Raw genomic sequence first — 26,258 nt, 5'->3', positions numbered from 1 at the left:
ATCAGCGGATGAACAAAACATCCGCTGATTACAGCTTTACTCTATTTTAATACTCGTCTTCGCGGAAACCAAGGTCACGAAGCTGAGACATTTTATTACGCCAATCTTTTTGTACTTTTACCCATACTTCTAAAAATACTTTAGAACCAAGCAATGCTTCAATATCAAAACGAGCTCTCTTACCAACTTCTTTTAGCATCTTCCCTTGTTTTCCGATAATAATCCCTTTTTGCGATGGACGTTCCACAACAATCGTTGCATTGATATAAACTGCCCCGCCTTCGCGTTTTTGAATTGCATCGATAACAACAGCCACAGAATGCGGTACTTCTTCACGTGTTAAATGTAGTACTTTCTCACGAATAAGCTCTGCAATAATAAATCTTTCCGGATGATCGGTTACTTGATTATCAGGGTAATATTGTGGTCCTTCTGGTAAATACTTTTTAATTGTTCCAATTAAAGCGTCCACGTTATTACCATCTAATGCAGAAATTGGTACAATTTCTGCAAACTCATGTAGTTTGCGGTATTGGTCAATTAACTCTAATAACTGCTCTGGATGCAATTGGTCAATTTTATTAATAACTAAAAATACTGGTTGTTTCGTTTCTTTTAATTTCTCAATGATGAATTCCTCACCACGACCAAACCCTTCAACCGCATTAACCATAAACAGAACGATATCAACTTCTTTTAATGTCGTTTGCGCCATTTTTACCATGAAGTCGCCTAGCTTATGTTTCGGTTTATGTATTCCTGGTGTATCAATGAAAATTACTTGTGAATCATTTTCTGTATATACGCCTTGAATTTTATTACGAGTTGTTTGTGGTTTATCACTCATAATGGCAATTTTTTGGCCGATAATACGATTTAAAAATGTAGATTTCCCAACATTCGGTCTGCCAATAATAGAGACAAAACCTGATTTATAACCTTTTCTATTCATGTAAATCCTCCGCTAAAAATGCTCCTGGTAACAATTCTCCGACTGTCGTCTCTTGAACGTCACCATGTAAGTTTGATAGGTATACTTTCGTATCCTGTTTACATAATTCTACCATAACTTGTCGACATGCTCCACAAGGAGGTACTGGGCGCTTTGTATCCGCCACAATTGCAATAGCTACAAACTCTTTATCTCCCTCAGAAACCGCCTTAAATAAGGCTGTTCTTTCTGCACAGTTACATAAGCCATATGATGCATTCTCAACGTTACATCCACGATACACTTTTCCATCCTGTGTTAATAGTGCTGCACCTACTTGAAATTTAGAATATGGTACGTACGCTTGTTTACGCGCTTCGATTGCTTCTTGAATTAATTGTTTACTATTCATATTCCCGCATCCTTCCTGTTCACAGCTGTGAATAGATACACTCTCTTATTAAAGGCTTTTATGGCACTTCCAAAGCTTAATAAAAGCTTTGGAATGCAACTATACCACATACGGTAAAAAGATAATAGCACCAATTATAACGGCTATTATCGTAAACAGTAAAACCGCTCCCGCTGCGACATCCTTTGCAATTTTTGCAAACGGATGTATATCCGTAGTCGCTAAATCTACTGTTTTTTCCACAGCCGTATTTACCATCTCTAAACTCATTACAATTCCTATTACAATGAGTAATACCATCCACTCTACTTTCGTAATATGGAAATAAAAGCCGCAGCATATAACAATGACTGCGGCTAAATAATGAATTTTCATATTTCGTTCATGACGAAGACAAAAGAATACACCTGCTATAGCATATCCAAAACTATCTATAAGTTTTCCTTTTTTCATCGCCCTAATCCAAATGATTCTAAAATTTCTTTTTGTCTTCCGAACATTTCTTTTTCATCCTCTTCTGTCATGTGGTCATAACCAAGCAAATGTAAAAAGCCATGTAGCGCTAAAAAGCCAAGTTCACGATCAAAAGAATGTCCATACTCTTCAGCTTGTTCTTTCGCTCTCGGAATAGAAATAATAAGGTCACCTAACATACGAGGCATCTCTGCACCTACAATTTCCATTTCTCCCTCTCCCATTTCTTCCATAGCAAAGGAAATGACATCAGTAGGCTGATCCTTATCTCGGTAATCACGATTAATCTCGCGAATACGTTCGTTATCTACAAATGTCACGGATAACTCCGCGCCATCCTCTATTTTTTCCATGTGAGCCGCTGTTCCTAATATCTCACGAATTAAATTCACATATTCTTCTTTCACTTCTTCTGTTTCATCAATGAAATCAATTAATAAACTCATTCTTTCTCCTTCTCTTCCGGTGGTTCCGGATATGTAATACGCGAATGGAAAATACCATTTAACGTTTCACATAACGTTTTTCCAACGATTTGTAGTTCCTTAAATGTCAAATCACATTCACTAAATTGCCCATCTTGCAGACGATCTTTAATAATACTTTGCACTAAATTATTAATTTGATCTGGCGTTGGATGATTCATAGAACGCACCGCCGCTTCAACACTATCAGCAATACCAACAATCGCCGATTCTTTAGAAGTTGCTTTTGATCCCGGATAACGGAACATCTCTTCTGTATATTTTTCTTTATCTTCTTTAATCGCTTTATAATAAAAATATTTAAGGAGCGTTGTACCATGATGTTGTCCAGCAATATCGATAATCTCTTGTGGAATATGGTATTCTTCGAGCATTTTCACTCCATCTGTTACATGGGCAATGATAATATCTTTACTCGTCACAGGATCTAATTTATCATGCGGATTTTCAATTCCCATCTGGTTTTCAATAAAGAATTGTGGTTGTACCGTTTTTCCTACATCATGATAATATGCTCCTACACGTGCTAATACACCATTTGCTCCAACTGCTTCACAAGCCGACTCAGAAAGGTTTGCTACCATTACACTATGATGATATGTTCCTGGCGCTTCTAACAGAATTCTACGCAAAAGCGGATGATTCGGACTTGATAGTTCCATAAGTTTCATGCTTGATACTATTCCAAGCCCACTTTCTAAATATGGTAATATTCCCATAGCCAAAACAGATGAGATAATGCCTGAAACGGAAGCCATCAATAATTGCGTACCAATTTCAAGAGGTGAAAAATTCCCATTACGTAATAATAATAACGCCGCCAAAACGACTACATTTAAGATAGAAACGAGTATACCAGCTTGCAAAATCATCGTACGACGATTTTTTTCTCGCAAGAAAATACTTACTGATAATGAACTTAATAACACATAAATACCTACACTATAATTCAGTGTACTTGTTACCCCTTCATTAAACATAATACTTCCGCACACAGAAAAAATCATACTTGTTAAAAATACAAATCGATCGCCAATCATTAGTTTTACAAGTATTGTTCCCATCGCAACAGGGACAACATACGCAATTCCTGCATATTCAAGCTTTTGAAACAAACTAATAATTTTCATTAAAACAATCGTGATAGACAAAATTGTAATATACGCTAAAATGTACGGTCTGTCTTCTCTTTTCCGCTGTAAAAATACTTCAAACTGCTTATGCATAAAGTATAGTAACACACCAATGAGCACCGCTAATCCAACGTAAGGCTGAAAACTATTACCTTTCTCTAATAAACCGACTAATTTCAACTGATTATACATATCACTTGAAATTGTTTCACCTTCTCTAACGATAACTTGTCCTTGAAGAATATAAACAGGTGGAACTAAATCTTCTTCTGCTTTCTTCTTCTCTTTCGTTACAGCTGGATCATAAAAATAATTCGCTGTAATCGCATAGGATCCTAGCGCATTCACAGCTTCCTTTAATCCGCTATTCACATTAAGGCTCTTCATTTCATTAACAAATCGCTCTTTCGCTGCCATTTCTTCGGACATTTTAATATTTCCACCCATAATAACACTAACAGACGTTAAAGCCGCATTCTTTGCTAATTCTAATTGATCCGGTTCTGCATTAATAAAGTACAATAAATTCTCATCCGATAATTCTTTTGTTAAATTAGATGGCAACTTCTTCTTCAATTTTTCTAATTTATTAGCATCGGTCATCTTTTTTTGCTCTTCAGGTCCAGCAGCTTTCATCTCCTGAATGACTTCATTTACCTTAGCAAAAACATCATTTACAATATCTACTCTATTTTGTTTATATTCACTTCTATATGTATATTGATCCCCGACTTTTTGAGCGGCCTCTTGTTTTTTCCTGTCCGTTATAACCTTATCTTCAATTTTAATAGGAGAATGAATTGTTTTTTTTGCAATAGAATACATATCAACATCTAATTGCTCTGGTTTCACATTATTCATCAGCGCAAAAAACAGCACCGCTCCTAATAAAACGTAAGAAATCCAACTTAGTTTTTTCGAATGTTGTAAATTACGAAACCACTTAGAAATTTCTTGAGATCTTAACATGATTTCAATACCTTCTCCTCTCCAGAAATAAAGTGAAACTATTTATAGCTTTCATTTCTTTTAGCCAACGATACTTTTAGGTAACATTTTATACACCAGTACCTATAGTTTATTTCTCTTATCTTTTATGATATTAAAAAATATGCCGTTCGCCAACCTTAATACAAAAAGAAATGATCCTGACAAATAGGATCATTCCATTTTATCATATGCCTCAATAATACGTTGCACCAGCGGATGCCTTACAACGTCCGTTTGTTCTAATGTAATGAATGAAAGACCAGATACACCAGATAAAATATTAGAAGCTAGCGTAAGCCCTGACTTTACCCCTTTTGGTAAATCTACTTGTGAAGGGTCTCCCGTAATAACCATTTTAGAACTAAAACCTAATCTAGTTAAAAACATTTTTATTTGTGCACCCGTTGTATTTTGTGCTTCATCTAAAATAACAAATGAATCATCGAGCGTACGTCCTCTCATATAAGCAAGAGGCGCGATTTCAATTACACCTCGTTCCATCATACGCTGCGTATATTCTTGTCCAAGAATATCGTGCAGGGCATCATATAATGGACGTAAGTACGGATCTACCTTCTCTTTCAAATCACCTGGTAAAAACCCTAAACTTTCTCCAGCTTCTACAGCTGGTCTCGTTAAAATGATTTTTTTTACATACCCTTGCTTTAAAGCTCTTACAGCCATTACTACAGCTAAGTATGTTTTCCCAGTTCCGGCAGGCCCTATTCCAAATACAATATCATTTTTCTTCATTGCATGAATATATCTTCTTTGCCCCATTGTTTTTACACGAATGGATTTACCTTTTGCCGTTTTAAAGATTTCTTCTTCATATAACTCTTCAAATTGAGCAATTTTTCCTTGTTGTGCGAGCTGAATTGCATACGCAACATCTCTTTCTGTAATTGATACACCTTTTCGAATAACAACAAGTAGTTGCTGTAAGATTTTTTCTACGAGTGTCACAGTTTCAACTGCTCCAGATGCATGAACAGTTTCACCTCTAGTTACAATCGATACATTCAGTTCACGTTCAATTACTTTCAAATGAGCATCATTGACTCCAAAAAGAGCGATTGCTTCGTTAGTATTTTCCAATTGTTGGTTCATTTCTACTAATTGTTCTGCCATTACTCAGTCTCCTTGAATATCGGATTCGGATATTGGTTGTGACTCTGCAATATTTTCAATCACAGTATAATGCAATGTGACTTTTAGTTGATCCGCCTCAACCTCTTTACTCAAAATCTTATCACTTACAATCATAGCATGTTCATCCAATTTTTTCTTTAGTTCTTTTTCAGCCATCTCTTTCGCTACTTTTATTGCCTGTTTTTCTGTATATTCTCGATTTGCTTCTTCCTCTTCCCGTACTATATCTTTTTCGTATGCAATCGGTAATGTAAAACCAAATAATTTCACATCATGCTTTACACTTTCCGTACGAGAGCGTTTATACTTATCATGCTGAAATCCCCATATTTTTATTTTCGTACTCCCAAATGTAAGGTAATGCTCATTATATGCATTGCCCGTATATACTTGAAATTGTGTCTTTAGTGGCACAGTTACATTAGATGTATACCACGTTTCCCCATATACAATACCTTTCGCCGAAACAATCGTTGGACTCTCCTCGTTACCGTATATCCCTGATACAAGAAGCTGCCCTTTTTCTACATGATCATTTTTTAGAACTACTGGTTTTCCTACTTCAACAAATGTTTTTGTAACAATCGCTTCTTTTTTCGCCACTAAATTTTGCGGCCTTTGTTCCTTTTCTTTTTTCGGCTCGTTTTTTTCAACTATTTTAAAATGGTACGTCGTTCCTCTTATTTCTAGCCCCGCCCAAGTAATTGCATTAATATTGTCAGTCAAATGACGCTGTACATCTTCTACATTAGGCATTTGGAATTGTAATTTCCCTTTTTTAATACCCATTTTGTCCAATTCTTTCATTAATATATATTCTGTTTCAGGTTTGGCTCCTGTAATTTCAATTTTCCAAACCATATTCGATAATGCAATCATACCAAAAAAGAAAATTAGAAAACCAATTAAGAATCCACTATTTTTAATTAAACGCTTATTCCAAAAAGGAAAGCCATAGCGCCCAATAAAATATAATTTACATTCATTTTTTCTATAAATCGGCTTTATTTTTTTCACATCTCGTAATAGCATACAAAATACTAACGTTTCATCAGCAATTTTCTTAACGTCCCAAACTAATAATTTCCTACGCACACATTCGTTAACGAACCGTTCCGCTCCTCTACCTTCAATTCGTACCTTTACATATCCAAGCCACTTTATAAACCATTTATTTTTCATTTACCACCTTCACTACCTTTCCCAAAGTAGACACACTACTTTTCACTTTAATTAGCAAAATAGCTCGTACGAAAATGAAATAAAGAGTTTTTTCCATAAATAACAGGACAAACTAAATAGTAGGTTCATATCATTAGAATAAAGAAGAAAAACTTCACATACGGAAGTTTCCCTTACTTCTCTTTCTGTTCGCCTTCTAAAAACGTCACTTGCTCAATGATCCCTTCAAGCAAAAGTTCTTCTGGAAGGATTGTTTTAATAACAAAGGACTGCCCCTTAATTAATAACTGACCATGCTTTAACAACAATCTTACTTCTTTATCTGAAAACACTAATAAACCTCGATGATTTTCTATATAGATATGCACTTGCCCAACAAGCGTGATCCGAGGTAGATCCATTAGCACATCCACTGGTAGGTCTATTTGCTTCGTTAACCAATTCTTCATTTGTTCTAATTTTTTCATCCCAAAAGACCCCCTCTCATCCCATATGTATGAAAAAAGAGCTTGTAATATCACGTCCAAACTGAAAAAAAGCATAAAAAAACGTCTCATACGAAATGAGACGTTTTTTTATGCTAATAGCTGGACAACCAGCTTATTCACAAGTGATCCGTCTGTTTTACCTTTTACTTTCGGCATAACAGCAGTCATCACCTTACCCATATCTGCTTTCGAAGTTGCACCAACTTCAGAAATAACTTGCTTGATTATATCAGCTAGTTGTTCTTCCGTTAATTGCTCCGGCAAATATGCGCTTAAAATCTGAATTTCACTTTGCAGTTTATTAACAAGGTCTTCACGACCAGCTTTTTTAAATTCAAGGAGGGAGTCCTTATGCTGTTTTACTTCACGAGCTAAAACTGTTAGTTCCTCTTCTTCAGTAAGAGTATGCTGTAGTTTAATACCTTCATTTTGTAAAGCAGCCTTAACCATACGAATGACGGTTAATTTTTCTTTTTGTTTATTCTTCATCGCTTGTTTCATATCATCGTTTAAACGACCGAGAAGACTCATAACTTACACCCTCTCTTAGAATTTACGCTTTCTTGCCGCTTCAGATTTCTTCTTACGTTTTACACTTGGTTTTTCATAAAACTCGCGCTTTCTTGCTTCAGCAAGTGTACCAGTTTTAGAAACCGATCTTTTAAAACGGCGAAGTGCATCCTCCAAAGACTCGTTTTTACGAACGACTGTTTTTGACATTCTCTTTCCCTCCCTCCGAAACATCACACTTACATACTAACTTCAGCATGCAAAAAGAAACACTTCTTCAGCATGTCTTTTACGATTATAATACATTTTATCACTTCAGGTCAACTATTTGGCAGAATAAAAGAAGAATAGATGCTCTTCCTTTTTCAAAAACTATGCAGATAGCTGTTATCCTTTCCCCTGAAGCCAACTATATTTTTATCATTACACCTTTTTTCATGCAGGAATGTACGAAAAAACTTCTCATTTCTCACATTTTTAGTACTTAATTTCTCCACTAAAAAAGAAAGCATGCAAATCGTTTCCATTTGCATGCTTTTTTACCCCGCTATTCGCCGGGCAGTAAGACCCCCACCTCAAAATTCAGCGAAAACGAAGAAGTTAGGTCGGGAATCAACTGCCCGTAAAAGCCCGATTGGTTCAACTAATAATCAGCGGGGGGATGAATCCCCCCGCTGATTAAAGTTTCACTTTATGCGCTTGCTGATTCCTTTTTCACATCATCTTCAAGGACACGAACAAATTGCGCTTCGTTATATGGATAACCAGCTTTCGTAATTTTCACTTTCACTAGTTTACCAATTAATTCTTCTGATCCTTCAAATACAATTTTCAAGTAGTTATCTGTATAACCTACATATAACCCTTCGCGGTCACCCTCTTTAAATTGCTCTTCTGGAATGATTTCAAGTACTTCACCTTCAAACTGTGACGCATACTCTTTCGCTAATTGATTAGATAGTTCAATTAAACGGTGAACACGATCATTCTTCACATCTTCAGGAACTTGATCTTCCATACGCGCTGCAGGTGTTCCTGTACGTTTTGAGTACGGGAATACGTGTAATTCAGAGAAGCGATTCTCTTTAATGAAATTGTATGTTTCCATGAATTCTTCTTCTGTTTCACCTGGGAAACCAACGATTACGTCCGATGTAATCGCAAGACCTGGTAAAGCTTCTTTCAAACGATCTAAGCGCTCTTGGAAAAATTCCATCGTATACTTACGACGCATACGTTTTAATACTGTATTAGATCCAGATTGCAACGGAATGTGTAAGTGACGTACAACTACTTCAGACTTATCTAACACTTCAATTACTTCATCTGAAATCTGACTTGCTTCAATAGAAGAAATACGAAGACGTTTTAATCCGCCTACTTCCGCTTCCATATCACGAAGTAATCCAGCTAAGTTATAATCTTTAATATCTTCACCGTATCCACCTGTATGAATACCTGTTAATACGATTTCTTTATAGCCTGCATCTACTAATTGCTGCGCTTGTTTAATAACTTCTTTTCCATCACGAGAACGCATTAAACCACGCGCCCAAGGAATAATACAGAATGTACAGAAATTATTACAACCTTCTTGTATTTTTAAAGATGCACGTGTACGATCCGTGAAGTAAGGTACATCCAGCTCTTCGTATACACGTGTTTTCATAATGTTGCGGACAGCATTAATTGGCTGACGCTCTTTACGGAATTCTTCGATGTATCCTAACATCTTTTCACGATCTTGTGTACCAACTACAATATCTACACCTGGAATCGCCATAATTTCCGCTGGAGACGTTTGTGCATAACATCCTGTTACACAAATAACCGCATCTGGGTTTTGACGAACAGCACGTCTAATAACTTGACGACTTTTCTTATCTCCCGTATTCGTTACTGTACACGTATTAATAACGTATACATCAGATTTCTTTTCATATTCAGTTCTTTCATATCCACCTTGTTTAAACAATTGCCAAATGGCTTCTGTTTCATAGTGGTTTACTTTACAACCTAACGTATGGAACGCAACAGTTGACATTGATCATCACCCCATCAATTCAAAATGATACGAAGCAGCACTTAACGCGTATAACGGCGCCGTTTCTGTTCTTAAAATTCTTGGTCCTAAACTACATGGTACAAATTTATGTTCACGAAGCGTTGTAATCTCTTCCTCAGCTAAACCGCCTTCTGGGCCAAATACAATCAATAGCTTTTGACCTGGTTTCATCGTCGTTAAAGCTTTCGCAAAGTTAGATTTCTCCCCTTGTTTTGCTTCCTCTTCGTAAGCAACAAGACAAACATCATACTCACCACTCATAGAAAGCAATTGTTTAAATGATGCCGGAGCATGTACTTCTGGAACTTCACTTCTATGCGATTGTTCCGCAGCTTCTTTCACAATTTTTCTTAAACGCTCAACTTTTTTATCAGCTTTTTTCGCATCCCATTTTACAATAGATCGAGATGCTTGAAATGGTAAGAATGCAGCTGCCCCAAGCTCAGTTCCTTTTTGAAAAATCAACTCTAGCTTGTCTCCTTTCGGCAGTCCACTTGCAATCGTCACGAAAACAGGAAGTTCACTTGACGCCTCTACCCATTCTACAATAGCCGTATTAATAAATTCACTGGTAATTTCATCAATTGAACATACGGCTGTTTTTCCGTTTACACAGCAATAAATGTGATCACCAGCTGACATACGCATCACTCTTGCGATATGATGTACGTCATCACCTACAATGCGAATACTTGTCTCATTTACATATTTCTCTTCTACAAAATAACGTTGCATATAATCACCTTAGTAGAGTTTCGTTCCTTTCGTAAGTCAATACTTACGAAAAGAACGAAACGTTATCATTTTTCATATAACAAACGGCAAGTCCCTCACTTTATAGTGAGAGACTCCCCTTTTCATTATAGACTAAAATCTATATTACGCATTTCGTGCAATAATTGCTACCCAATCTTCCATTCTTAACACTTCTTCAATTGTAAATCCAGCTTTTTCTAACGCTTCAGAAATTACTTTTTCCTTCGCAGCAATAATGCCCGATGTAATAAATAATCCGCCCGACTTCACAACTCTCGCTGCATCTTCGGGGAATAATAGAATAATTTCTGCTAATAAGTTAGCTACGATTAAATCAACAGGACCTTCAATGCCTTCTAAAAGACTATTTTGTCCAACAGACACGATATCATCTGTTTTATTTAAACGTACATTCATTTCTGCACTTTCAACTGCAACCGGATCTAAATCATACGCTTGAACAGAAGACGCACCTAATTTTGCTGCTGCAATACTAAGTACACCAGAACCTGTTCCTACATCAATAATAGTGTCACCTGGCTGAACTGTTTTTTCTAAAGCACGAATACACATCGTTGTTGTCGGATGAGTTCCCGTCCCAAACGCCATACCTGGATCTAATTCAATAATTTTTTCTTCCGGAGAAGATGGTGTATAGTCTTCCCACGTCGGCACAATTGTGAATGTATCAGAAATTTGTACTGGATGGTAATATTTTTTCCAAGCAGTAGCCCAGTCTTCTTCATTGACTTCGTTAACTGTAATATTTCCAGTACCAATTTCGATGTCGTAAGATGGAAGCATATCAATAGATGATTTTACACCTGCAATCGTTTCATGTAAAGAATCCGTTTGCGGGAAATATGCTTTTATTAATACACCTTCCGCCGGATACTCATCTGGGTTCAATGCATAAATTTCACCATATTGTTGCTCGCGCTCTTTCGTCAACTCCGCTGGGTCCTCAATCGCAACTCCACTAGCACCAGCTTCATGTAAAATATGAGAGACAGCTTCTACTGCTTCTTCTGTTGTATGAATACTAATTTCTGACCATTTCACAATTTACCAACTCCATTTTTCATTTCCATTATTCCCCTTTGAAAGCACGTTTAAGCTTTCCAAATAGACTATCATCCTGCTCTTCTTGTCCCGCAAATTCACGTAATAAATCTTTTTGATGTGAAGTTAATTTCGTCGGTACTACAACACGAACGACTACATATTGATCTCCTTGACCGTATCCACGTACATTCGGAGCACCTTTTCCTTTTAAGCGGAATTCTGTTCCTGTTTGTGTTCCTGCTGGAATTTTCAGCTTCACTTTCCCGTGAACGGTAGGAACTTCCACTTCAGCACCAAGTGCCATCTGCGCAAATGTTAATGGCATTTCGCAAATAATGTGATCTCCTTCACGCTCAAAGAATTCATGATTTCTTACATGAACAACAACATACAAATCTCCTGCTGGTCCGCCATTTACACCCGCTTCACCTTTTCCAGATACACGGATTTGTTGACCATTATCGATACCTGCTGGAATTTTAACGTTGATTTTTTTACGTTTACGTACTTTACCAGAACCGTGACATGTCGTACATTTTTCTTTAATCATTTGACCAGTTCCTGAACAATGACCACAAGCTTGACGGTTTACGATACGACCAAATGGTGTATTTTGTTCTACACTTACTTGCCCTGAACCTGAACAATGTTTACATGTTTCTTTTGAAGTTCCTGGTTTCGCTCCACTACCTTTACAAGTATCACATGGATCTTCTACTGGAATCTCGACATTTAATTCTTTACCAAAAATAGCTTCTTCAAACTCTAAAGTAACTTGATATTGTAAGTCAGCACCTTGACGCGGAGCATTTGGATCACGACGTCTACCGCCACCGCCGCCAAAGAACGAACTAAAGATATCTTCGAAACCGAAGCCACCGCCGAAGTCTCCTCCGCCGCCAAAGCCACCGAAACCTTGATTTGCACCAGCATGACCAAATTGATCATATTGTGCGCGCTTTTGGTCGTCGCTTAATACTTCGTATGCTTCTTGTACTTCTTTAAACTTTTCAATTGCATTTTCTTCTTTACTTACGTCTGGATGGTATTTTTTAGCCAAACGACGATACGCTTTTTTTATTTCATCTTTTGAAGCACCTTGGCTAAGTCCAAGGACCTCATAATAATCTCGTTTACTCATAAATTTACAACCCCCGAATCTTTCACATAAACGTAATTTTAACACCGAAAGAAAGTGCTTTGCAACAAAGTTTCCTCACTTACAGTATGCAAAGTAAAAAACTTAAGAACCTCACACTTTTCTTCTCATTCATGAAAAAAGCCAAAGCCAAGGCACGCTTGACTTTGACTTTTTGTCATCTTACTTATTTATATTACTTATCTTCTTTTACTTCTTCAAACTCAGCGTCTACTACATTGTCTTTCTTCGCGCCAGCATCTTGTGCTCCTTGTGCACCTTCTGCTTGCCCTGCAGCTGCTTGAGCTTGCTCGTACAATTTAACACTTAATTGTTGTACGATTTCTTGTAAAGCGTCTTTTTTCGCACGGATTTCCTCAAGCTCGTTCTTCTCGATCGCAGCTTGTAATGCTTCTTTCGCTTCTGTTGCTTTTGCAACTTCAGCTGCATCCACTTTACCTTCTAAATCTTTTACAACTTTATCCGTTTGGAATATAAGTTGGTCAGCTTCGTTACGAAGTTCAACTTCTTCCTTACGTTTTTGGTCAGCGTCAGCATTTGCTTCTGCTTCTTGTACCATACGATCTACTTCTTCATCAGAAAGACCTGAAGAAGATTGGATTGTAATAGCTTGCTCTTTGCTTGTTCCTAAATCTTTTGCACGTACGTTAACAATACCATTCGCATCAATATCGAATGTTACTTCGATTTGTGGAATACCACGTGGTGCTGGTGGAAGGTCTGTTAATTGGAAACGACCTAATGTTTTGTTGTCAGCTGACATTGGACGCTCACCTTGTAATACATGAATGTCTACTGCCGGTTGGTTATCAGCAGCTGTTGAGAATACTTGTGACTTACTTGTTGGAATTGTAGTGTTACGCTCGATTAATTTCGTGAACACACCACCCATAGTTTCAATACCTAAAGAAAGTGGAGTTACGTCTAATAATAGTACGCCTTCTACATCACCAGTAAGTACGCCACCTTGAACTGCAGCACCTAACGCTACAACTTCATCAGGGTTTACACCTTTATATGGTTCTTTACCAGTTTCACGTTTAATAGCTTCTTGTACAGCTGGGATACGAGTAGATCCACCAACAAGGATAACTTTATCTAATTCGCTTGGAGCAAAACCAGCGTCTTTTAATGCACGGCGAGTTGGCTCTAACGTTCTTTCAACAAGACCTGCTGAAAGCTCTTCGAATTTCGCTCTTGTTAATGTTAATTCTAAGTGTAATGGGCCAGCAGCTCCAGCACTAATGAATGGTAATGAAATTTGTGTTTGTGTTACGCCAGAAAGATCTTTTTTCGCTTTTTCAGCTGCATCTTTCAAACGTTGAAGTGCCATTTTATCTTGGCTTAAATCAATGTTATTTTCTTTTTTGAACTCAGCTACTAAGTGATCAATAATAACTTGGTCAAAGTCATCTCCACCAAGACGGTTGTCACCAGCAGTTGAAATAACTTCGAATGTTCCGTCTGCTAACTCAAGGATAGATACGTCAAATGTACCGCCACCTAAGTCATATACTAAGATTTTTTGCTCTTCATCTTGTTTTTCTAAACCGTAAGCAAGCGCTGCTGCTGTTGGTTCGTTAATGATACGCTCAACTTCTAAACCAGCGATACGACCAGCATCTTTTGTTGCTTGGCGCTCTGCATCGTTGAAGTATGCAGGTACTGTAATAACAGCTTTCGTAACTGTTTCACCTAAGTATGCTTCAGCAGAAGCTTTTAGGTTTTGTAAAATGATTGCAGAAATTTCTTGAGGTGTATAATCTTTACCTTCAACTTCTACTTTGTAGTCTGTACCCATATGACGTTTAACAGACATGATTGTATTTGGGTTTGTAATTGCTTGACGCTTTGCAACTTCCCCAACTTGACGCTCTTCATTTTTGAAAGCTACAACAGAAGGTGTTGTACGGTTTCCTTCTGGATTTGGGATAACCTTTGGTTCTCCACCTTCCATAACAGCTACACAAGAGTTTGTTGTACCTAAATCAATACCGATAATTTTACTCATGGCGAATCCTCCTACTTTTATGTAAATTATTGATTTACTTTTACCATTGATGGGCGAATCACACGGTCTTTTAGTTTATAACCTTTTTGGAATTCTTCAACTACCGCGTTTGATTCAAATTCACTGTCTTCTACTTGCATAATAGCCTGATGCTCATTAGGATCAAACTGTTTACCAACAGCTTCAATCGCCTCAACACCTTCTTTAGACAACGCTTCTAGCAATTGACGATGCACCATTTCCATACCTTGTAACAAGGATTTCGTTTGCTCATCAGTTGCTTCCACTTGCATCGCTCTTTCAAAATTATCAAGAGCTGGCAAAATATCTGAAACTAGGCTTTGTGCTCTATATTTTTCAGCAGCCTGTTTATCCATTTGGACACGACGCTTATAATTTTCAAAATCAGCTTGTAGACGTAATGTGCGACCTTCCGTTTCCGTTAGTTTCGCTTGTAACTCATCTACTTTTTCTTGTAAAAGAGCAGCCTCACTTTTTTCTTCTACAGTTTTTTCACTGTTTTCTGTCGTGACAGCTTCTTCAACTTGCGCTTCTTTTACTTCTTCTACCACTTGTTCGTTACGCTCTTCCACAATATTCACCTCCTTAAAAGGTATTAGGTATTATGCATAGCACAATTACCTAAGCATTATATATTACACACAGCAATGAAAATTTCATTACTTGAGCGAATGTATTACTCTCATTTACTTTTTAAGTCCATCAGTAAATTGTCTCGTAAATAACTGTAACAAACTAATTACCCGAGAGTATTGCATTCTTGTAGGACCTAAAATAGCAATTGTTCCAAGTTGCTCGTCTCCAATCGAATAGGTTGCAGAAATTAAACTACAATCTTCCATGGCCGTCGCAGAGTTTTCCCTACCAATTTTCACTTGAATACCTACTTGTTTATGACGCAAAATGTCATAAAACTCGGCTTCATTATCAATCATCGTCAGTAAGGATCTTACTTTGTGAATGTCATGGAACTCTGGTTGCGAAAGCATATTTGCTTTTCCTCCAAAGTATATCTTTTCCGATAAAGGAACTTGAAATGTACCATCTAACATTTTTATTGCACTATCGTAATTATGAACATACCCACGTAAAACTGTAACAATCTCTTTAAAGATTTTGTTATGGAGTTCCGACATTGGTACGCCCGACAGCTTTTCATTTAAAATATTAACCATTTTTTCTAAATCTGATAAATCAACAGATTCCGGAACGGTAATCGTTTTGCTTTGTACATGCCCTGTATCCGTTACAATAATAGCGACTGCAGTTTGACGATCAAGCGGTACAATTTGTACGTTTTTAAGTTTATTTGTGCTTAACTTCGGTCCAAGAACAATGGCCGTATAATTCGTAAGCTCTGATAAAATTTGAGCCGATTGCTGTGCAATCTTTTCTGCTTCAAAAATTCTTTCAGCAAATAAATCTTTAATTTGTACAATTTCATCGTTCGGTAAGTTTTGCGGCGCTAAAAGATGATCTACATAAAAACGATATCCTTTTTCAGAAGGAACACGTCCTGAAGAACTATGCGTTTTTTCAATAAATCCTAGTTCTTCTAAATCAGCCATTTCATTTCGAATAGTAGCTGAACTAAACGTAATTTCATCTTTCTTAGCCAACGTCCTCGACCCAACAGGTTGCGCTGATCCAATAAAGTCATCAATAATTGTTTGTAAAATTAAGAGCTGACGTTCCGTAAGCATCTCATCATCACCTCTGTTAGCACTCTTTGTCTTCGAGTGCTAAATCTATTAATAACTTACCAAAATTGACATTCAATTGTCAACGGAAACGTCACGAAATAATGAAACTTTTTCACGTTAATGGAACATTTAATTAGTCAATCAAAAATGATTGGAATACTTCATTCCCTAATAATTTTCCTTTTCGCGTTAAACGAACATATCCATCGCTCTCTTCAAGCAACCCTTGTTCTTCGTTGCTTTGTAACTGCTTCGCGAAAACTTCATCCATTTCCATATTAAATTTCTTTTGAAATCCTATTTTAGATACACCTTTTGTTTTTCGAAGTCCTAAGAACAACTCTTCTTCCATTCTTTCTTTCTCCGTCACCGCGTGAACATCTAAATATGGAAATCCAGTTTCATCGATTTTATTGAAGTATTGCTTGAGCGGTCCTACATTTTGGATACGTTCTCCATTTACATAACTATGTGCCCCAGCTCCAAATCCATAATACTCTTCATTATTCCAGTATGTGAGATTATGTCTACTTTCATTATCACCTTTTGAGAAATTGCTAATTTCATACTGGGTATAGCCGTGTTTCTCCATTTCATCCATTACCATTTCGTACATTTTTGCTTCATGGTCTTCACCTGGAAGTCTTAATTTCCCTTTATTCATTAAGTTATAAAAAACAGTTTTCGGTTCCACAATTAATGAGTAGGCCGAGAAATGTTGTACACCGAGCGTAAAAGCAATATCTAGCGTTTCTTTCACATCTTCTATCGTCTGCCCTGGCAGAGCATAAATAATATCTACATTTATATTTTTGAAGCCCACTTCCTGCGCTTCTCTAATTGCTACAAATGCATCCTCCCTCGTATGCTTGCGCCCAATTTTCTCAAGCAATTCATCTCGAAATGTTTGCACGCCAAAACTAATTCGGTTCACTCCACCTTCTAGCAATACATTTAACTTCTCTTTCGGTAAATCACCTGGATTCGCTTCAAATGTTAATTCACAATTCGGAGCAAATGGACGTAAACGACGGTTTATAATATCGAGTAACTTTTTTGTCTGCTCCATATTTAACGCTGTCGGAGTTCCCCCGCCAACAAAAATCGTTTTCATACTATCAAATGGGACCTTTTGGACTGTATTTATTATTTCTTTCTCTAAATACTCTAAATATTGATCGACCGGTTGGCGTTCAATAAACACTTTATTAAAATCACAATAGTGACAAATATGCTGACAAAACGGAATATGAATATATGCAGCTTGCACCAAATATAACTCCTACCTTTCTAAAAAGAAAACCTCCGCGCTCGGGAGGCTTCTTTACTTCTCTAACGTATTACGAATTTGCTCCATTCGCATTTTTCCCCAATCATACATCATTTCAACGATTGGTAAAAGCGACATGCCTAATTCCGTCATATAATACTCCACTCGCGGAGGAATTTCTGGGTATACTGTTCGGTCAACAATCCCATCTTCCATTAACTCTTTTAATTGATTTGACAAAACTTTATGAGAAATGCTTGGAAATAATCGTTGTAATTCACTAAAACGATGAGGCCCTTCCACACCAAGATGCCACAGTATTACAACTTTCCACTTTCCACTAATAATAGAAAGCGTCAATTCCTTTTCACAATTAAAATTTCCATTTTGTATTTTCTCGTGAATATCTTTTCGAATATTTTCGGACATTAACAAACTCCTAACTCTATATGAACTAAAAAGCTCTCTCACCATTGTAAATGAGAGATGCCACGTTGTCTAAAAAGTAATGATATAAAAAAGAAGCCGTATAAACGACTTCTCTTTTTATATCGATTCGTATGAAATAACAATCAATTATTAGTTGTCATCCATTTTCAGTACAGCCATGAACGCTTCTTGCGGTACTTCTACAGAACCAACAGACTTCATACGTTTTTTACCTTCTTTTTGCTTATCAAGAAGTTTACGTTTACGAGAAATGTCACCGCCGTAACATTTCGCAAGTACGTTTTTACGCATCGCCTTAATTGTAGAACGCGCTACAACTTTGTTTCCGATTGTCGCTTGAATTGGCACTTCGAACTGCTGTCTTGGAATTAAATCTTTTAATTTTTCTACAATCACTTTACCACGGTCATACGCTGAATCACGGTGTACGATAAATGATAGAGCATCGACTTGTTCATTATTTAAAAGAATATCCATTTTCACAAGTTTAGATGGTTTGTAACCAATTAACTCGTAATCAAATGATGCATATCCTTTTGTATTTGATTTCAATTGATCGAAGAAATCATATACAATTTCTGATAACGGGATTTCATATGTTAATGTAACACGTGTTTCATCTAAATATTGCATATCAATAAACGTTCCACGTTTACCTTGGCAAATTTCCATTACAGCTCCAACATAGTCATTTGGAACCATAATTGAAGCCTTCACAAACGGCTCCTCTACACGATCGATAGACTGTGGATCTGGCATATTAGATGGGTTATCAACAATAACATCTTCACCGTTTGTTAAATACACTTTATAAATAACGCTTGGCGCCGTTGTAATTAAGTCAATTTTAAATTCACGTTCAATACGTTCTTGGATGATTTCCATGTGAAGAAGTCCTAAGAATCCACAACGGAAACCAAATCCTAGTGCTTGAGACGTTTCTGGTTCAAACTCAAGAGCAGAATCGTTTAGCTCTAATTTTTCTAACGCATCACGTAAGTCGTTATAACGTGCAGAATCAATTGGATATAAACCACAGAATACCATTGGGTTTAATTTACGATAACCTGCTAACGGCTCTGCAGCCGGACGTTTCGCGTGTGTAATCGTATCACCAACGCGTGTGTCACCAACATTTTTAATCGATGCTGCTAAGAAACCTACATCACCTACTGTTAACTCATCACGTTGCGTAGTTTTCGGTGTGAATACACCTACTTCTGTTACTTCAAACTCTTTTCCAGTTGCCATCATACGTACTTTATCGCCAACTTTTACCGTTCCGTTAACAACACGAATATATGCAATTACACCACGGTATGGATCATATAAAGAGTCAAAGATCATACATTGTAACGGCTCTTCTGAATCTCCTGTTGGTGCTGGTACTTTTTCAACGATTTGTTCTAAAATCTCTTCAATACCAATCCCAGCTTTTGCAGAAGCAAGTACAGCTTCTGATGCATCTAAACCGATTACATCTTCTACCTCTTGGCGTACACGCTCTGGGTCTGCACTTGGTAAGTCGATTTTATTAATAACTGGTAAAATCTCTAAATTGTTATCAAGCGCTAAGTATACGTTTGCTAACGTTTGCGCTTCAATACCTTGCGCTGCATCTACTACAAGAATCGCACCTTCACAAGCCGCTAAACTACGAGATACTTCGTACGTAAAGTCGACGTGTCCTGGTGTATCAATTAAGTGAAGAATATATTCTTCACCGTCTTTTGCTTTATAGTTTAACTGTACTGCGTTTAATTTAATTGTAATACCACGCTCACGCTCTAAATCCATAGAGTCAAGCAACTGAGCTTTCATTTCACGTTGTGTTAACGCGTTTGTTTTCTCTAAAATACGGTCTGCTAACGTTGACTTTCCGTGGTCAATATGAGCAATGATAGAGAAGTTACGAATTTTGGACTGTCTTTTTGCTCTTTCTTCTTTGTTCATCTATGTTCTCAACTCCTAATAGTCTCGCCAATATACACTAGCACTGATTATATCAATAGAGCAGCAAAGATTCAATGAAAACTCGTGCTGCTTACAATACAAATCATTCTATCTATATCTTATGCGAACAAACCATAAGAGACAAACCTTTTTCAAATTAAAAAACGGCTGTCTTACAAATCTGTAAAACAACCGTCCCCCGTTTGACTCTTAACTAAAAATTTCTTTTACTTTCCCGACAACTATATCTGTTCCAAACTTTGTTATTTCATAGGCAACACTTGCTATCGCCATACCAATTCCTTCTACAACATTAAAACTTCTTAAGCTTTCTAATTGTTTTTGTTTTTCAGCAGCGGAAAACGAGCCTTCCAAAATTTCTGATTCAGCAGCCTCACCTTTTGTTCCTGTCATATGAGCGATTTGTTCATACGACATTTGCTGATACCCTTTCATACTTTTCAAACCGTGATTAGCAAGTGCCACCCCCGCTATCACCATAAGTAAGCATAGGGACGCACTACATATACATAAAAGCGAAAAGCGGCTTAAATAATTATCCTCTCTTCCCATCAATGTGTATATGCTCCTGTATTATCTTGGTCAATTTGATGATGCAGTGCTGCATTTAAACCACTTGCTATTACATTTGCCATATCCTCTATGAAAGCATCCACTTCTTTCGGAGTCACCATTAAATTATGTCCAAGAGGTGATAACACTTCATAAATTAATGTTCTCTTCTCTTCATCTTCCAGTGTACCTACAGCACCTAAAAACATATTTCGGCTCTTTTCATCCGGCATATCTTCTTCTGTTAATTTTTTCTTTTCTCCAAATGTAAAGCCAGCTGGTAACAAAGATCTTGAAGGTTTGTTTCCTTCTTTCATCTCCCGGCCAAAATGTTTCAAAATAAAATCAATTGTATCACTTGTAATTGAAACGGCATCCACCACAGTCGGAACACCAATCGCGATAACAGGTATACCTAATGTTTCTTTACTAAGTTCCTTACGTTTATTCCCAACACCTGATCCAGGATGAATCCCCGTATCAGAAATTTGTATCGTACTATTTACTCGTTCAATAGAACGGGCAGCTAAGGCATCAATTGCAATGACAAAGTCTGGCTTCGTCTTCTCAATGATTCCATAAATGACATCACTCGTTTCGATTCCTGTAATTCCCATTACCCCTGGCCGAATTGCACTGACAGGCCTAAACCCTTCTTCTACACTTTCAGGCTGCAATTGAAACAAATGTCTCGTTACCAATACATTTTCTACAACTATCGGCCCAAGCGCATCTGGCGTTACATTCCAATTCCCAAGACCAACAATTAAACAACTCGCTTCTTTCGTAACGCCAACCTCTTCTAAGAAATAAGAAAATTCTTTTGCAAAAATACGCTCTACTTTTTGTTGCAGCTCTGTATCTTGTTGACGTATACCTTGTACTTCAAGCGTTAAATAATTTCCAGGTTTTTTACCCATCGATTCAGAGGCAACTTCATCAATCGTTACTTTCGTAATGGTGATACCTTCTTCTTCCCTCTCTTTTACAATAACTCCTTGTATTCCTTGCTGCTCTTCTTGACGTTCTTGCAACATTTGATGTGCCTCTATAGCAAGGTCCGTTCTAACACTATATTTACTTAAATCTAATGGTTCTTTCATCGTATCTCCTCCGTAATTCATAGTAAATATCGTTAGATTTCCCAAAGTTATATAAGGTCATTCTTTCCTTTACGTGAAATTTCATGGATATACTATTGCAATTCTCTTCACCGTTTGATAGAATATCACTTGTTCTATGTTATGAATCGAGTCATTCGATTGCACCAGGGAGGTGAAAAGTATGGCAAACATCAAATCTGCTATCAAACGCGCTAAACTTAGCGAAGAGCGTCGTGCACATAACGCTTCTATCAAGTCTGACATGCGTTCTGCTGTTAAAACTGTTGAAGCTTTAGTTACTAATAACGATCTTGAAAATGCTAAAGAAGCTTTCAAAACTGCTTCTAAAAAACTTGACAAAGCAGCTCGTAAAGGTCTTATCCACCAAAACGCTGCAGCTCGTCAAAAATCTCGCTTAGCGAAACAAGTAAACGCGTAAGGCGTTTAAAAAACGATCCATTTGGATCGTTTTTTTATATACAAAAAAGCTCACGCGCTAAGCACGTGAACTTTTTTGTTTCATTACATATGATTTAACCGCATTAAGAAAAACTCAAGCACAAGTTTCTTATCCATTTTTCCTGTCTTCATACTATAATCAGCTTCCGCTAATTCTATAATCACTTTTTTTAATTCTTCGAAAGAGAAAAACTTCGTTTGATTCATCGCTAACTTTACACGATAGGGATGCACACCAATATGAGACGCAATTTGATTCTGTCCATAACCGCGTTGCTGTAACTCCTTCACTTGATGGAGCAAACGGAATTGACTTACTAATAACGCAAGTAGTTTAATCGGTTCCTCTTGCTGCGTAAATAATCCATCCAAAATTTGCATCGCACCGGCAATATCTTTTTTCACCACTTTTTCTGTCAAAGCAAACACATTTTGTTCAACTGATTTTGGCACAAGCTCCGCAACCAGTTTTGGGGTAACCTCTCCGCCCATACCAACGTATAACGTTAACTTGTCCATTTCCTTCGCCAACATCGTAACATTACTTCCCACAAGCTCTAGCAACAAACTAACAGCCGCATTATCAATATGTACATGCACTTCATCCGCACGAGCCACAATCCACTTCTGAACATCCTGCACTTGCATCGCATTCGCTTCTACTACATCCGCTGTTTTCTTTAATAGTTTTGTAATTTTTTTTCGTTCATCAAGCTTTTCGTAAGGCGCAACAAAAACAAGAATAGAAAAAGGAGAAGGCTCCCCAATATATTCTTCTAAAATTTTTATATTTTGTTCTAACTTTTCTTTTTGTGAAGTTAGAAATAGTGGTGATTTTATTAATAGTACTTTACGCTCTCCAAAAAAAGGAAGTGTACGTGCATCCTCAACCACATCTTCTAAATACGCTTCTTCTAAATCATATGTCACAACATTAAACTCACGATCTTCCTCTTCAAGCGCTTCTGTTGTAATAAGCTTTATCGTTTCATTTATAAAAAACGCTTCCGTTCCATACAGTAAATACAACGGCGAAAACTGCTTCTTTTTAATCTTTTTATGTATATCACTCATACTTTTTCCTACTCCCTAACTTGGCAATATATATTTATACTAATGCCCTAGCTTTTGTTTTACAAGTACAAAGGAACAGGCTGTATAACCCGTCCCTTTATTTATATTAAACGCCACGCAATAAGCCCCGGGTTTCTTATTGGTGTGCGGTAATCACCTTCCCTTTATTATTCACAATAAAAATTCGAGTATAAGTGCCAACTGTTAACATGCTTGGAAACAAAAAACTCACGTTACTTCATGATCTAAAAGTAGTAAAAACGCTCTATTTCTCTTCATATATAAATTGTAGATTTTTTTCTGACAATATTTTATACTAAAGTGGAATGTTGGGGAGGGATTCTAAATGAATGATTTTGAACAAAATGTTCAAAGTAAACGCAATGACGCTATTGATTCAGGGGTAGGATTTATCGTCTCATTTGGTTTTTTCGCAACACTTTTCATCATTGCAACTGTTATTAAATTTATCGGTTCTTAAAGACTGCTGCTTACTGGCAGTCTTCTTTTTTATCGATTATGTGTTTCATCATATGTGATTTTGCTACGAAAGGTTCCGCTTTCCCCTTTAAAAACATAGGAAATAGCACCTTGCTTATCCGTGCGCCATATTTCAATCCCCATCTCCTCCAAACGCTCTATAACTTCTTTATGAGGGTGTCCATACCTATTACGCTCACCGGCAGAAATAATCGCCATATTAGGCTGTACAGCGCTCAAAAAAGGCATTATAGATGACGTGTTACTCCCGTGATGAGCAACCTTTAAAACGTCCGCTCGTAGCTCTGAATACGTAGCTACTAAAAACTTCTCTCCTTCTTCTTCTAAATCACCTGTAAACAACCACGTTAGTCCTCCTAATTTTGCCCACATTACAATTGAAGCGTTATTTTCACCTCTTTCCTTTCCTGTTGGGGATAATACGAAAAATTCCGCTCCATTTATACTCCAACTCTCTCCTTCTCCCACTTCTCTTATTTTCACTTTCTTTTCTAACGCCCGTTTTTTTACTACTTTTTCTAATTCCGCATCTTGTTCCTTTCGGCCAAATACGACTTCTTTTACGATTATATTTGATAATAACTCTTGGGCAGCACCTATATGATCCGCATCGCCATGCGTTACGATTAATTTATCGATTTTTTTAATACCTTCTTTTTGTAAATACGGAATCAAAATATCATTTCCGACAGAAAATTCATGTTTTTTCTGTTGCCATTCTTCCTTATTTACACGAATTGTTCCACCAGTATCGATGAGGTAAACCTCTTTATCGTACGGGAGACGAATTAATATCGCATCCCCTTGTCCAACATCAAGAAATGTAACACTTCCACTTTCCCGAAAATACGGATATACATAATGACATGTACTAATAAACAGAAATACACCCGAAGCTATACACATAATCCCTTTCGACATTCGCCTTTCCCAAACCATCAATACACTAATAATACTCACACAATATAGGGTTACAAGAAGTATAGGTGTTTGCCCAAAATTAAGACGGGTAAATGGTAAGTTTTCACAATAACTTAAAAAATCATTAGAAAGATTCAAACCTATTGATAGTACATTCGCAAGTCCTTTTGCAAGAAACGGGATGATCGGTATACATATCAAAATAACAATGCTACACGGCAATACAATAAGAGATAAAAACGGAACGTATAGGATATTTAGAAAAATACTATATGGAGAAAAATAACCGAAGTGATATAACAAAATTGGGGTACTAACGAGCTGTGAAATAAAAGAAATATAAATAGAGTTTCGGATTACTCCATTACTACTCTCTAGTAAAAGCAGGGCAGATAAAAGTAGAGCAAAACTACCGACGAAAGAAAACTGAAAACCAATATTAAACACGAGATATGGATCAAATATAAGCATACATATAGCTGTTACACTTAAAGCATCTAAGCTAGATAAACGAATAGAACACATAAAAGCAATCAACATTAAAACTCCTGTTATAGAAGCTCTTATAACAGACGGTGACGCTCCTGCTAAAACCATATATAGAGGAATACAAAAGAAAAGACATACTGTAGCTATCTCCCTTGTCACACCACTTCTTAGCAAAATAAAATACACGATCACCATTAACAATACGATATGTGATCCTGAAATCGCCAACAAATGTACAAGACCAAATTGTTGATATTGCTCTTCAACTTCATATATCATTTGTTGTCTATCACCAAATACTAATGCATTCATAAAAGCACCTGATTGCTCCGGAAACATTTCTGTAACTCCCGAGATAGCTTGTTGCCTTAAAAGAAGAATCCATTGCACGGGTGACAATGCTGTTTTATAGCAATCAGAAATATATGTAGCTTCCAATATGAAATGAATATTTTGCTTATACAAATAATCACGATAATTAAAACCATGAAAATTCCGAGCTATTGGTGGTTCTTTCCTCTCACCTTCGAATACACACGATGCTCCTGCATGTAATCGTCGCAGTTGTTTCTTTTCCGAGGCTGTTTTAATTTTGTAACTTAACTGCACTATATTTTTATACTGATCTTCAACTTGGAATGATAGGCGATCCCCGTTAATAAGAGGTGTACTATATATCACTCCTCTTGTAGCTTCGTAGGACTCTCCTAGAGGCTTGTTTTGCCCTTGAACATACGCAGTGTACATAGCGCCACTAAAACACGCTATCATACAATAAAGGAAGGTTTTATGCGAAGTACGATACAAACAAAAGATAGCATATAGAACGAGACAACACATCAGCAATAAAACCGAAGAGGAGAAGGCAATTGCAATCCCTATTATAAATGAGATTGCAACATAGCCCCATTGTCCATGCAACCTATAC

Annotated in this window: 26 protein-coding genes; 2 read left to right on the top strand and 24 right to left on the bottom strand. The window is 37.0% G+C overall.

The features are described 5' to 3' along the window. Positions 1 to 46 precede the first annotated feature (46 nt). The 22 genes from era to gpr form a co-directional block, all read right to left on the bottom strand. Positions 47 to 952: a GTPase Era gene (gene era, locus AC3WTI_RS17290; RefSeq protein WP_048531222.1), complete on the bottom strand. Its 906-nt coding sequence runs from the start codon at positions 950 to 952 to the stop codon at positions 47 to 49. Next, the gene (locus AC3WTI_RS17285) at positions 945 to 1,343 is read right to left on the bottom strand and encodes a cytidine deaminase (RefSeq protein ID WP_001086294.1); all 399 of its coding nucleotides are present in this window, start codon (positions 1,341 to 1,343) and stop codon (positions 945 to 947) included. The genes era and AC3WTI_RS17285 overlap by 8 nt, the downstream gene beginning before the upstream one ends. Before the next feature lie 99 nt (positions 1,344 to 1,442). After that, positions 1,443 to 1,796, bottom strand: coding sequence for a diacylglycerol kinase family protein (locus AC3WTI_RS17280; RefSeq protein ID WP_087956973.1), 354 nt, complete (start codon positions 1,794 to 1,796; stop codon positions 1,443 to 1,445). Continuing rightward, on the bottom strand, positions 1,793 to 2,263 hold the full coding sequence (gene ybeY / locus AC3WTI_RS17275; protein ID WP_087956974.1) for an rRNA maturation RNase YbeY: 471 nt from the start codon (positions 2,261 to 2,263) through the stop codon (positions 1,793 to 1,795). The genes AC3WTI_RS17280 and ybeY overlap by 4 nt, the downstream gene beginning before the upstream one ends. Next, positions 2,260 to 4,404, bottom strand: coding sequence for an HD family phosphohydrolase (locus AC3WTI_RS17270; RefSeq protein WP_048531228.1), 2,145 nt, complete (start codon positions 4,402 to 4,404; stop codon positions 2,260 to 2,262). Before AC3WTI_RS17270 ends, ybeY begins: the two co-directional genes overlap by 4 nt. A 192-nt stretch (positions 4,405 to 4,596) precedes the next feature. Further along, positions 4,597 to 5,556, bottom strand: coding sequence for a PhoH family protein (locus tag AC3WTI_RS17265; RefSeq protein ID WP_002194561.1), 960 nt, complete (start codon positions 5,554 to 5,556; stop codon positions 4,597 to 4,599). Between the two features lie 3 nt (positions 5,557 to 5,559). Then, complete coding sequence (yqfD, locus tag AC3WTI_RS17260) at positions 5,560 to 6,759, bottom strand: sporulation protein YqfD (protein WP_048531232.1); 1,200 nt, start codon at positions 6,757 to 6,759, stop codon at positions 5,560 to 5,562. Positions 6,760 to 6,932: 173 nt separating this feature from the next. Then, on the bottom strand, positions 6,933 to 7,226 hold the full coding sequence (gene yqfC / locus AC3WTI_RS17255) for a sporulation protein YqfC (protein ID WP_087956977.1): 294 nt from the start codon (positions 7,224 to 7,226) through the stop codon (positions 6,933 to 6,935). Positions 7,227 to 7,334: 108 nt separating this feature from the next. Further along, positions 7,335 to 7,778: a GatB/YqeY domain-containing protein gene (locus AC3WTI_RS17250; RefSeq protein ID WP_048531234.1), complete on the bottom strand. Its 444-nt coding sequence runs from the start codon at positions 7,776 to 7,778 to the stop codon at positions 7,335 to 7,337. 15 nt (positions 7,779 to 7,793) lie between these two features. After that, on the bottom strand, positions 7,794 to 7,967 hold the full coding sequence (gene rpsU, locus AC3WTI_RS17245; protein ID WP_000048061.1) for a 30S ribosomal protein S21: 174 nt from the start codon (positions 7,965 to 7,967) through the stop codon (positions 7,794 to 7,796). Positions 7,968 to 8,448: 481 nt separating this feature from the next. Continuing rightward, positions 8,449 to 9,801, bottom strand: coding sequence for a tRNA (N(6)-L-threonylcarbamoyladenosine(37)-C(2))-methylthiotransferase MtaB (gene mtaB, locus AC3WTI_RS17240; RefSeq protein WP_061677306.1), 1,353 nt, complete (start codon positions 9,799 to 9,801; stop codon positions 8,449 to 8,451). 6 nt (positions 9,802 to 9,807) lie between these two features. Further along, positions 9,808 to 10,557, bottom strand: a complete 750-nt coding sequence (locus AC3WTI_RS17235) for a 16S rRNA (uracil(1498)-N(3))-methyltransferase (RefSeq protein ID WP_001190162.1) — start codon at positions 10,555 to 10,557, stop codon at positions 9,808 to 9,810. A gap of 144 nt (positions 10,558 to 10,701) precedes the next feature. Next, complete coding sequence (gene prmA / locus AC3WTI_RS17230; protein WP_087956980.1) at positions 10,702 to 11,640, bottom strand: 50S ribosomal protein L11 methyltransferase; 939 nt, start codon at positions 11,638 to 11,640, stop codon at positions 10,702 to 10,704. Positions 11,641 to 11,668: 28 nt separating this feature from the next. Then, positions 11,669 to 12,784, bottom strand: a complete 1,116-nt coding sequence (dnaJ, locus tag AC3WTI_RS17225; protein WP_000043953.1) for a molecular chaperone DnaJ — start codon at positions 12,782 to 12,784, stop codon at positions 11,669 to 11,671. A gap of 193 nt (positions 12,785 to 12,977) precedes the next feature. Next, the gene (dnaK, locus tag AC3WTI_RS17220; protein ID WP_097841214.1) at positions 12,978 to 14,813 is read right to left on the bottom strand and encodes a chaperone protein DnaK; all 1,836 of its coding nucleotides are present in this window, start codon (positions 14,811 to 14,813) and stop codon (positions 12,978 to 12,980) included. A gap of 26 nt (positions 14,814 to 14,839) precedes the next feature. Next, complete coding sequence (gene grpE / locus AC3WTI_RS17215) at positions 14,840 to 15,406, bottom strand: nucleotide exchange factor GrpE (RefSeq protein WP_087956981.1); 567 nt, start codon at positions 15,404 to 15,406, stop codon at positions 14,840 to 14,842. Between the two features lie 114 nt (positions 15,407 to 15,520). After that, positions 15,521 to 16,537 (bottom strand): heat-inducible transcriptional repressor HrcA, encoded by a 1,017-nt coding sequence (hrcA, locus tag AC3WTI_RS17210; RefSeq protein WP_087956982.1) that lies wholly within the window; start codon positions 16,535 to 16,537, stop codon positions 15,521 to 15,523. 133 nt (positions 16,538 to 16,670) lie between these two features. Further along, entirely contained in the window at positions 16,671 to 17,810 is a 1,140-nt protein-coding gene (hemW, locus tag AC3WTI_RS17205; RefSeq protein ID WP_087956983.1) for a radical SAM family heme chaperone HemW, read from the bottom strand. Positions 17,811 to 17,861: 51 nt separating this feature from the next. Then, a complete protein-coding gene (locus AC3WTI_RS17200) occupies positions 17,862 to 18,236 on the bottom strand; it encodes a winged helix-turn-helix transcriptional regulator (RefSeq protein WP_001293536.1) in 375 nt (124 codons plus the stop codon). Between the two features lie 150 nt (positions 18,237 to 18,386). Further along, entirely contained in the window at positions 18,387 to 20,210 is a 1,824-nt protein-coding gene (lepA, locus tag AC3WTI_RS17195; RefSeq protein WP_001030955.1) for an elongation factor 4, read from the bottom strand. Between the two features lie 210 nt (positions 20,211 to 20,420). Further along, a complete protein-coding gene (locus AC3WTI_RS17190) occupies positions 20,421 to 20,783 on the bottom strand; it encodes a YqxA family protein (RefSeq protein WP_142305868.1) in 363 nt (120 codons plus the stop codon). Next, entirely contained in the window at positions 20,783 to 21,886 is a 1,104-nt protein-coding gene (gene gpr, locus AC3WTI_RS17185) for a GPR endopeptidase (protein ID WP_097841216.1), read from the bottom strand. Before gpr ends, AC3WTI_RS17190 begins: the two co-directional genes overlap by 1 nt. A 181-nt stretch (positions 21,887 to 22,067) precedes the next feature. On the opposite strand from gpr, the gene rpsT reads away from it, so the two are divergent. Next, positions 22,068 to 22,325 carry a 30S ribosomal protein S20 gene (gene rpsT, locus AC3WTI_RS17180; RefSeq protein ID WP_001274011.1) on the top strand — a complete coding sequence of 86 codons (258 nt, stop codon included), beginning with the start codon at positions 22,068 to 22,070 and terminating at the stop codon, positions 22,323 to 22,325. An 83-nt stretch (positions 22,326 to 22,408) separates the two neighbouring features. On the opposite strand, the gene holA is transcribed toward rpsT, so the two are convergent. Beyond that, complete coding sequence (gene holA, locus AC3WTI_RS17175) at positions 22,409 to 23,419, bottom strand: DNA polymerase III subunit delta (protein WP_087956985.1); 1,011 nt, start codon at positions 23,417 to 23,419, stop codon at positions 22,409 to 22,411. 346 nt (positions 23,420 to 23,765) lie between these two features. On the opposite strand from holA, the gene AC3WTI_RS17170 reads away from it, so the two are divergent. Next, the gene (locus AC3WTI_RS17170) at positions 23,766 to 23,900 is read left to right on the top strand and encodes a YqzM family protein (RefSeq protein WP_000997609.1); all 135 of its coding nucleotides are present in this window, start codon (positions 23,766 to 23,768) and stop codon (positions 23,898 to 23,900) included. A 29-nt stretch (positions 23,901 to 23,929) separates the two neighbouring features. Here AC3WTI_RS17170 and AC3WTI_RS17165 read toward each other — a convergent pair whose 3' ends face one another. Next, on the bottom strand, positions 23,930 to 26,251 hold the full coding sequence (locus AC3WTI_RS17165; protein WP_097841217.1) for a DNA internalization-related competence protein ComEC/Rec2: 2,322 nt from the start codon (positions 26,249 to 26,251) through the stop codon (positions 23,930 to 23,932). Positions 26,252 to 26,258: the final 7 nt, after the last annotated feature.

The organism is Bacillus sp. EB106-02-03-XG38 (assembly GCF_058792175.1).
Note: the sequence above shows the minus strand (reverse complement) of the source record. Positions and strands in the feature narration are given on the sequence as shown.

What these genes read in the sequence shown, in the direction of transcription:
- dnaK (WP_097841214.1), bottom strand. Translation starts at nt 14,813, where the DNA reads ATGAGTAAAATTATCGGTATTGATTTAGGTACAACAAACTCTTGTGTA.
- rpsT (WP_001274011.1), top strand. Translation starts at nt 22,068, where the DNA reads ATGGCAAACATCAAATCTGCTATCAAACGCGCTAAACTTAGCGAAGAG.
- hrcA (WP_087956982.1), bottom strand. Translation starts at nt 16,537, where the DNA reads ATGCTTACGGAACGTCAGCTCTTAATTTTACAAACAATTATTGATGAC.
- mtaB (WP_061677306.1), bottom strand. Translation starts at nt 9,801, where the DNA reads ATGTCAACTGTTGCGTTCCATACGTTAGGTTGTAAAGTAAACCACTAT.
- AC3WTI_RS17200 (WP_001293536.1), bottom strand. Translation starts at nt 18,236, where the DNA reads ATGTCCGAAAATATTCGAAAAGATATTCACGAGAAAATACAAAATGGA.
- AC3WTI_RS17170 (WP_000997609.1), top strand. Translation starts at nt 23,766, where the DNA reads ATGAATGATTTTGAACAAAATGTTCAAAGTAAACGCAATGACGCTATT.
- AC3WTI_RS17235 (WP_001190162.1), bottom strand. Translation starts at nt 10,557, where the DNA reads ATGCAACGTTATTTTGTAGAAGAGAAATATGTAAATGAGACAAGTATT.
- AC3WTI_RS17270 (WP_048531228.1), bottom strand. Translation starts at nt 4,404, where the DNA reads ATGTTAAGATCTCAAGAAATTTCTAAGTGGTTTCGTAATTTACAACAT.
- dnaJ (WP_000043953.1), bottom strand. Translation starts at nt 12,784, where the DNA reads ATGAGTAAACGAGATTATTATGAGGTCCTTGGACTTAGCCAAGGTGCT.
- lepA (WP_001030955.1), bottom strand. Translation starts at nt 20,210, where the DNA reads ATGAACAAAGAAGAAAGAGCAAAAAGACAGTCCAAAATTCGTAACTTC.
- gpr (WP_097841216.1), bottom strand. Translation starts at nt 21,886, where the DNA reads ATGAAAGAACCATTAGATTTAAGTAAATATAGTGTTAGAACGGACCTT.
- ybeY (WP_087956974.1), bottom strand. Translation starts at nt 2,263, where the DNA reads ATGAGTTTATTAATTGATTTCATTGATGAAACAGAAGAAGTGAAAGAA.
- rpsU (WP_000048061.1), bottom strand. Translation starts at nt 7,967, where the DNA reads ATGTCAAAAACAGTCGTTCGTAAAAACGAGTCTTTGGAGGATGCACTT.
- era (WP_048531222.1), bottom strand. Translation starts at nt 952, where the DNA reads ATGAATAGAAAAGGTTATAAATCAGGTTTTGTCTCTATTATTGGCAGA.
- AC3WTI_RS17190 (WP_142305868.1), bottom strand. Translation starts at nt 20,783, where the DNA reads ATGGGAAGAGAGGATAATTATTTAAGCCGCTTTTCGCTTTTATGTATA.
- yqfC (WP_087956977.1), bottom strand. Translation starts at nt 7,226, where the DNA reads ATGAAAAAATTAGAACAAATGAAGAATTGGTTAACGAAGCAAATAGAC.
- AC3WTI_RS17265 (WP_002194561.1), bottom strand. Translation starts at nt 5,556, where the DNA reads ATGGCAGAACAATTAGTAGAAATGAACCAACAATTGGAAAATACTAAC.
- yqfD (WP_048531232.1), bottom strand. Translation starts at nt 6,759, where the DNA reads ATGAAAAATAAATGGTTTATAAAGTGGCTTGGATATGTAAAGGTACGA.
- AC3WTI_RS17285 (WP_001086294.1), bottom strand. Translation starts at nt 1,343, where the DNA reads ATGAATAGTAAACAATTAATTCAAGAAGCAATCGAAGCGCGTAAACAA.
- AC3WTI_RS17280 (WP_087956973.1), bottom strand. Translation starts at nt 1,796, where the DNA reads ATGAAAAAAGGAAAACTTATAGATAGTTTTGGATATGCTATAGCAGGT.
- AC3WTI_RS17250 (WP_048531234.1), bottom strand. Translation starts at nt 7,778, where the DNA reads ATGAGTCTTCTCGGTCGTTTAAACGATGATATGAAACAAGCGATGAAG.
- holA (WP_087956985.1), bottom strand. Translation starts at nt 23,419, where the DNA reads ATGAGTGATATACATAAAAAGATTAAAAAGAAGCAGTTTTCGCCGTTG.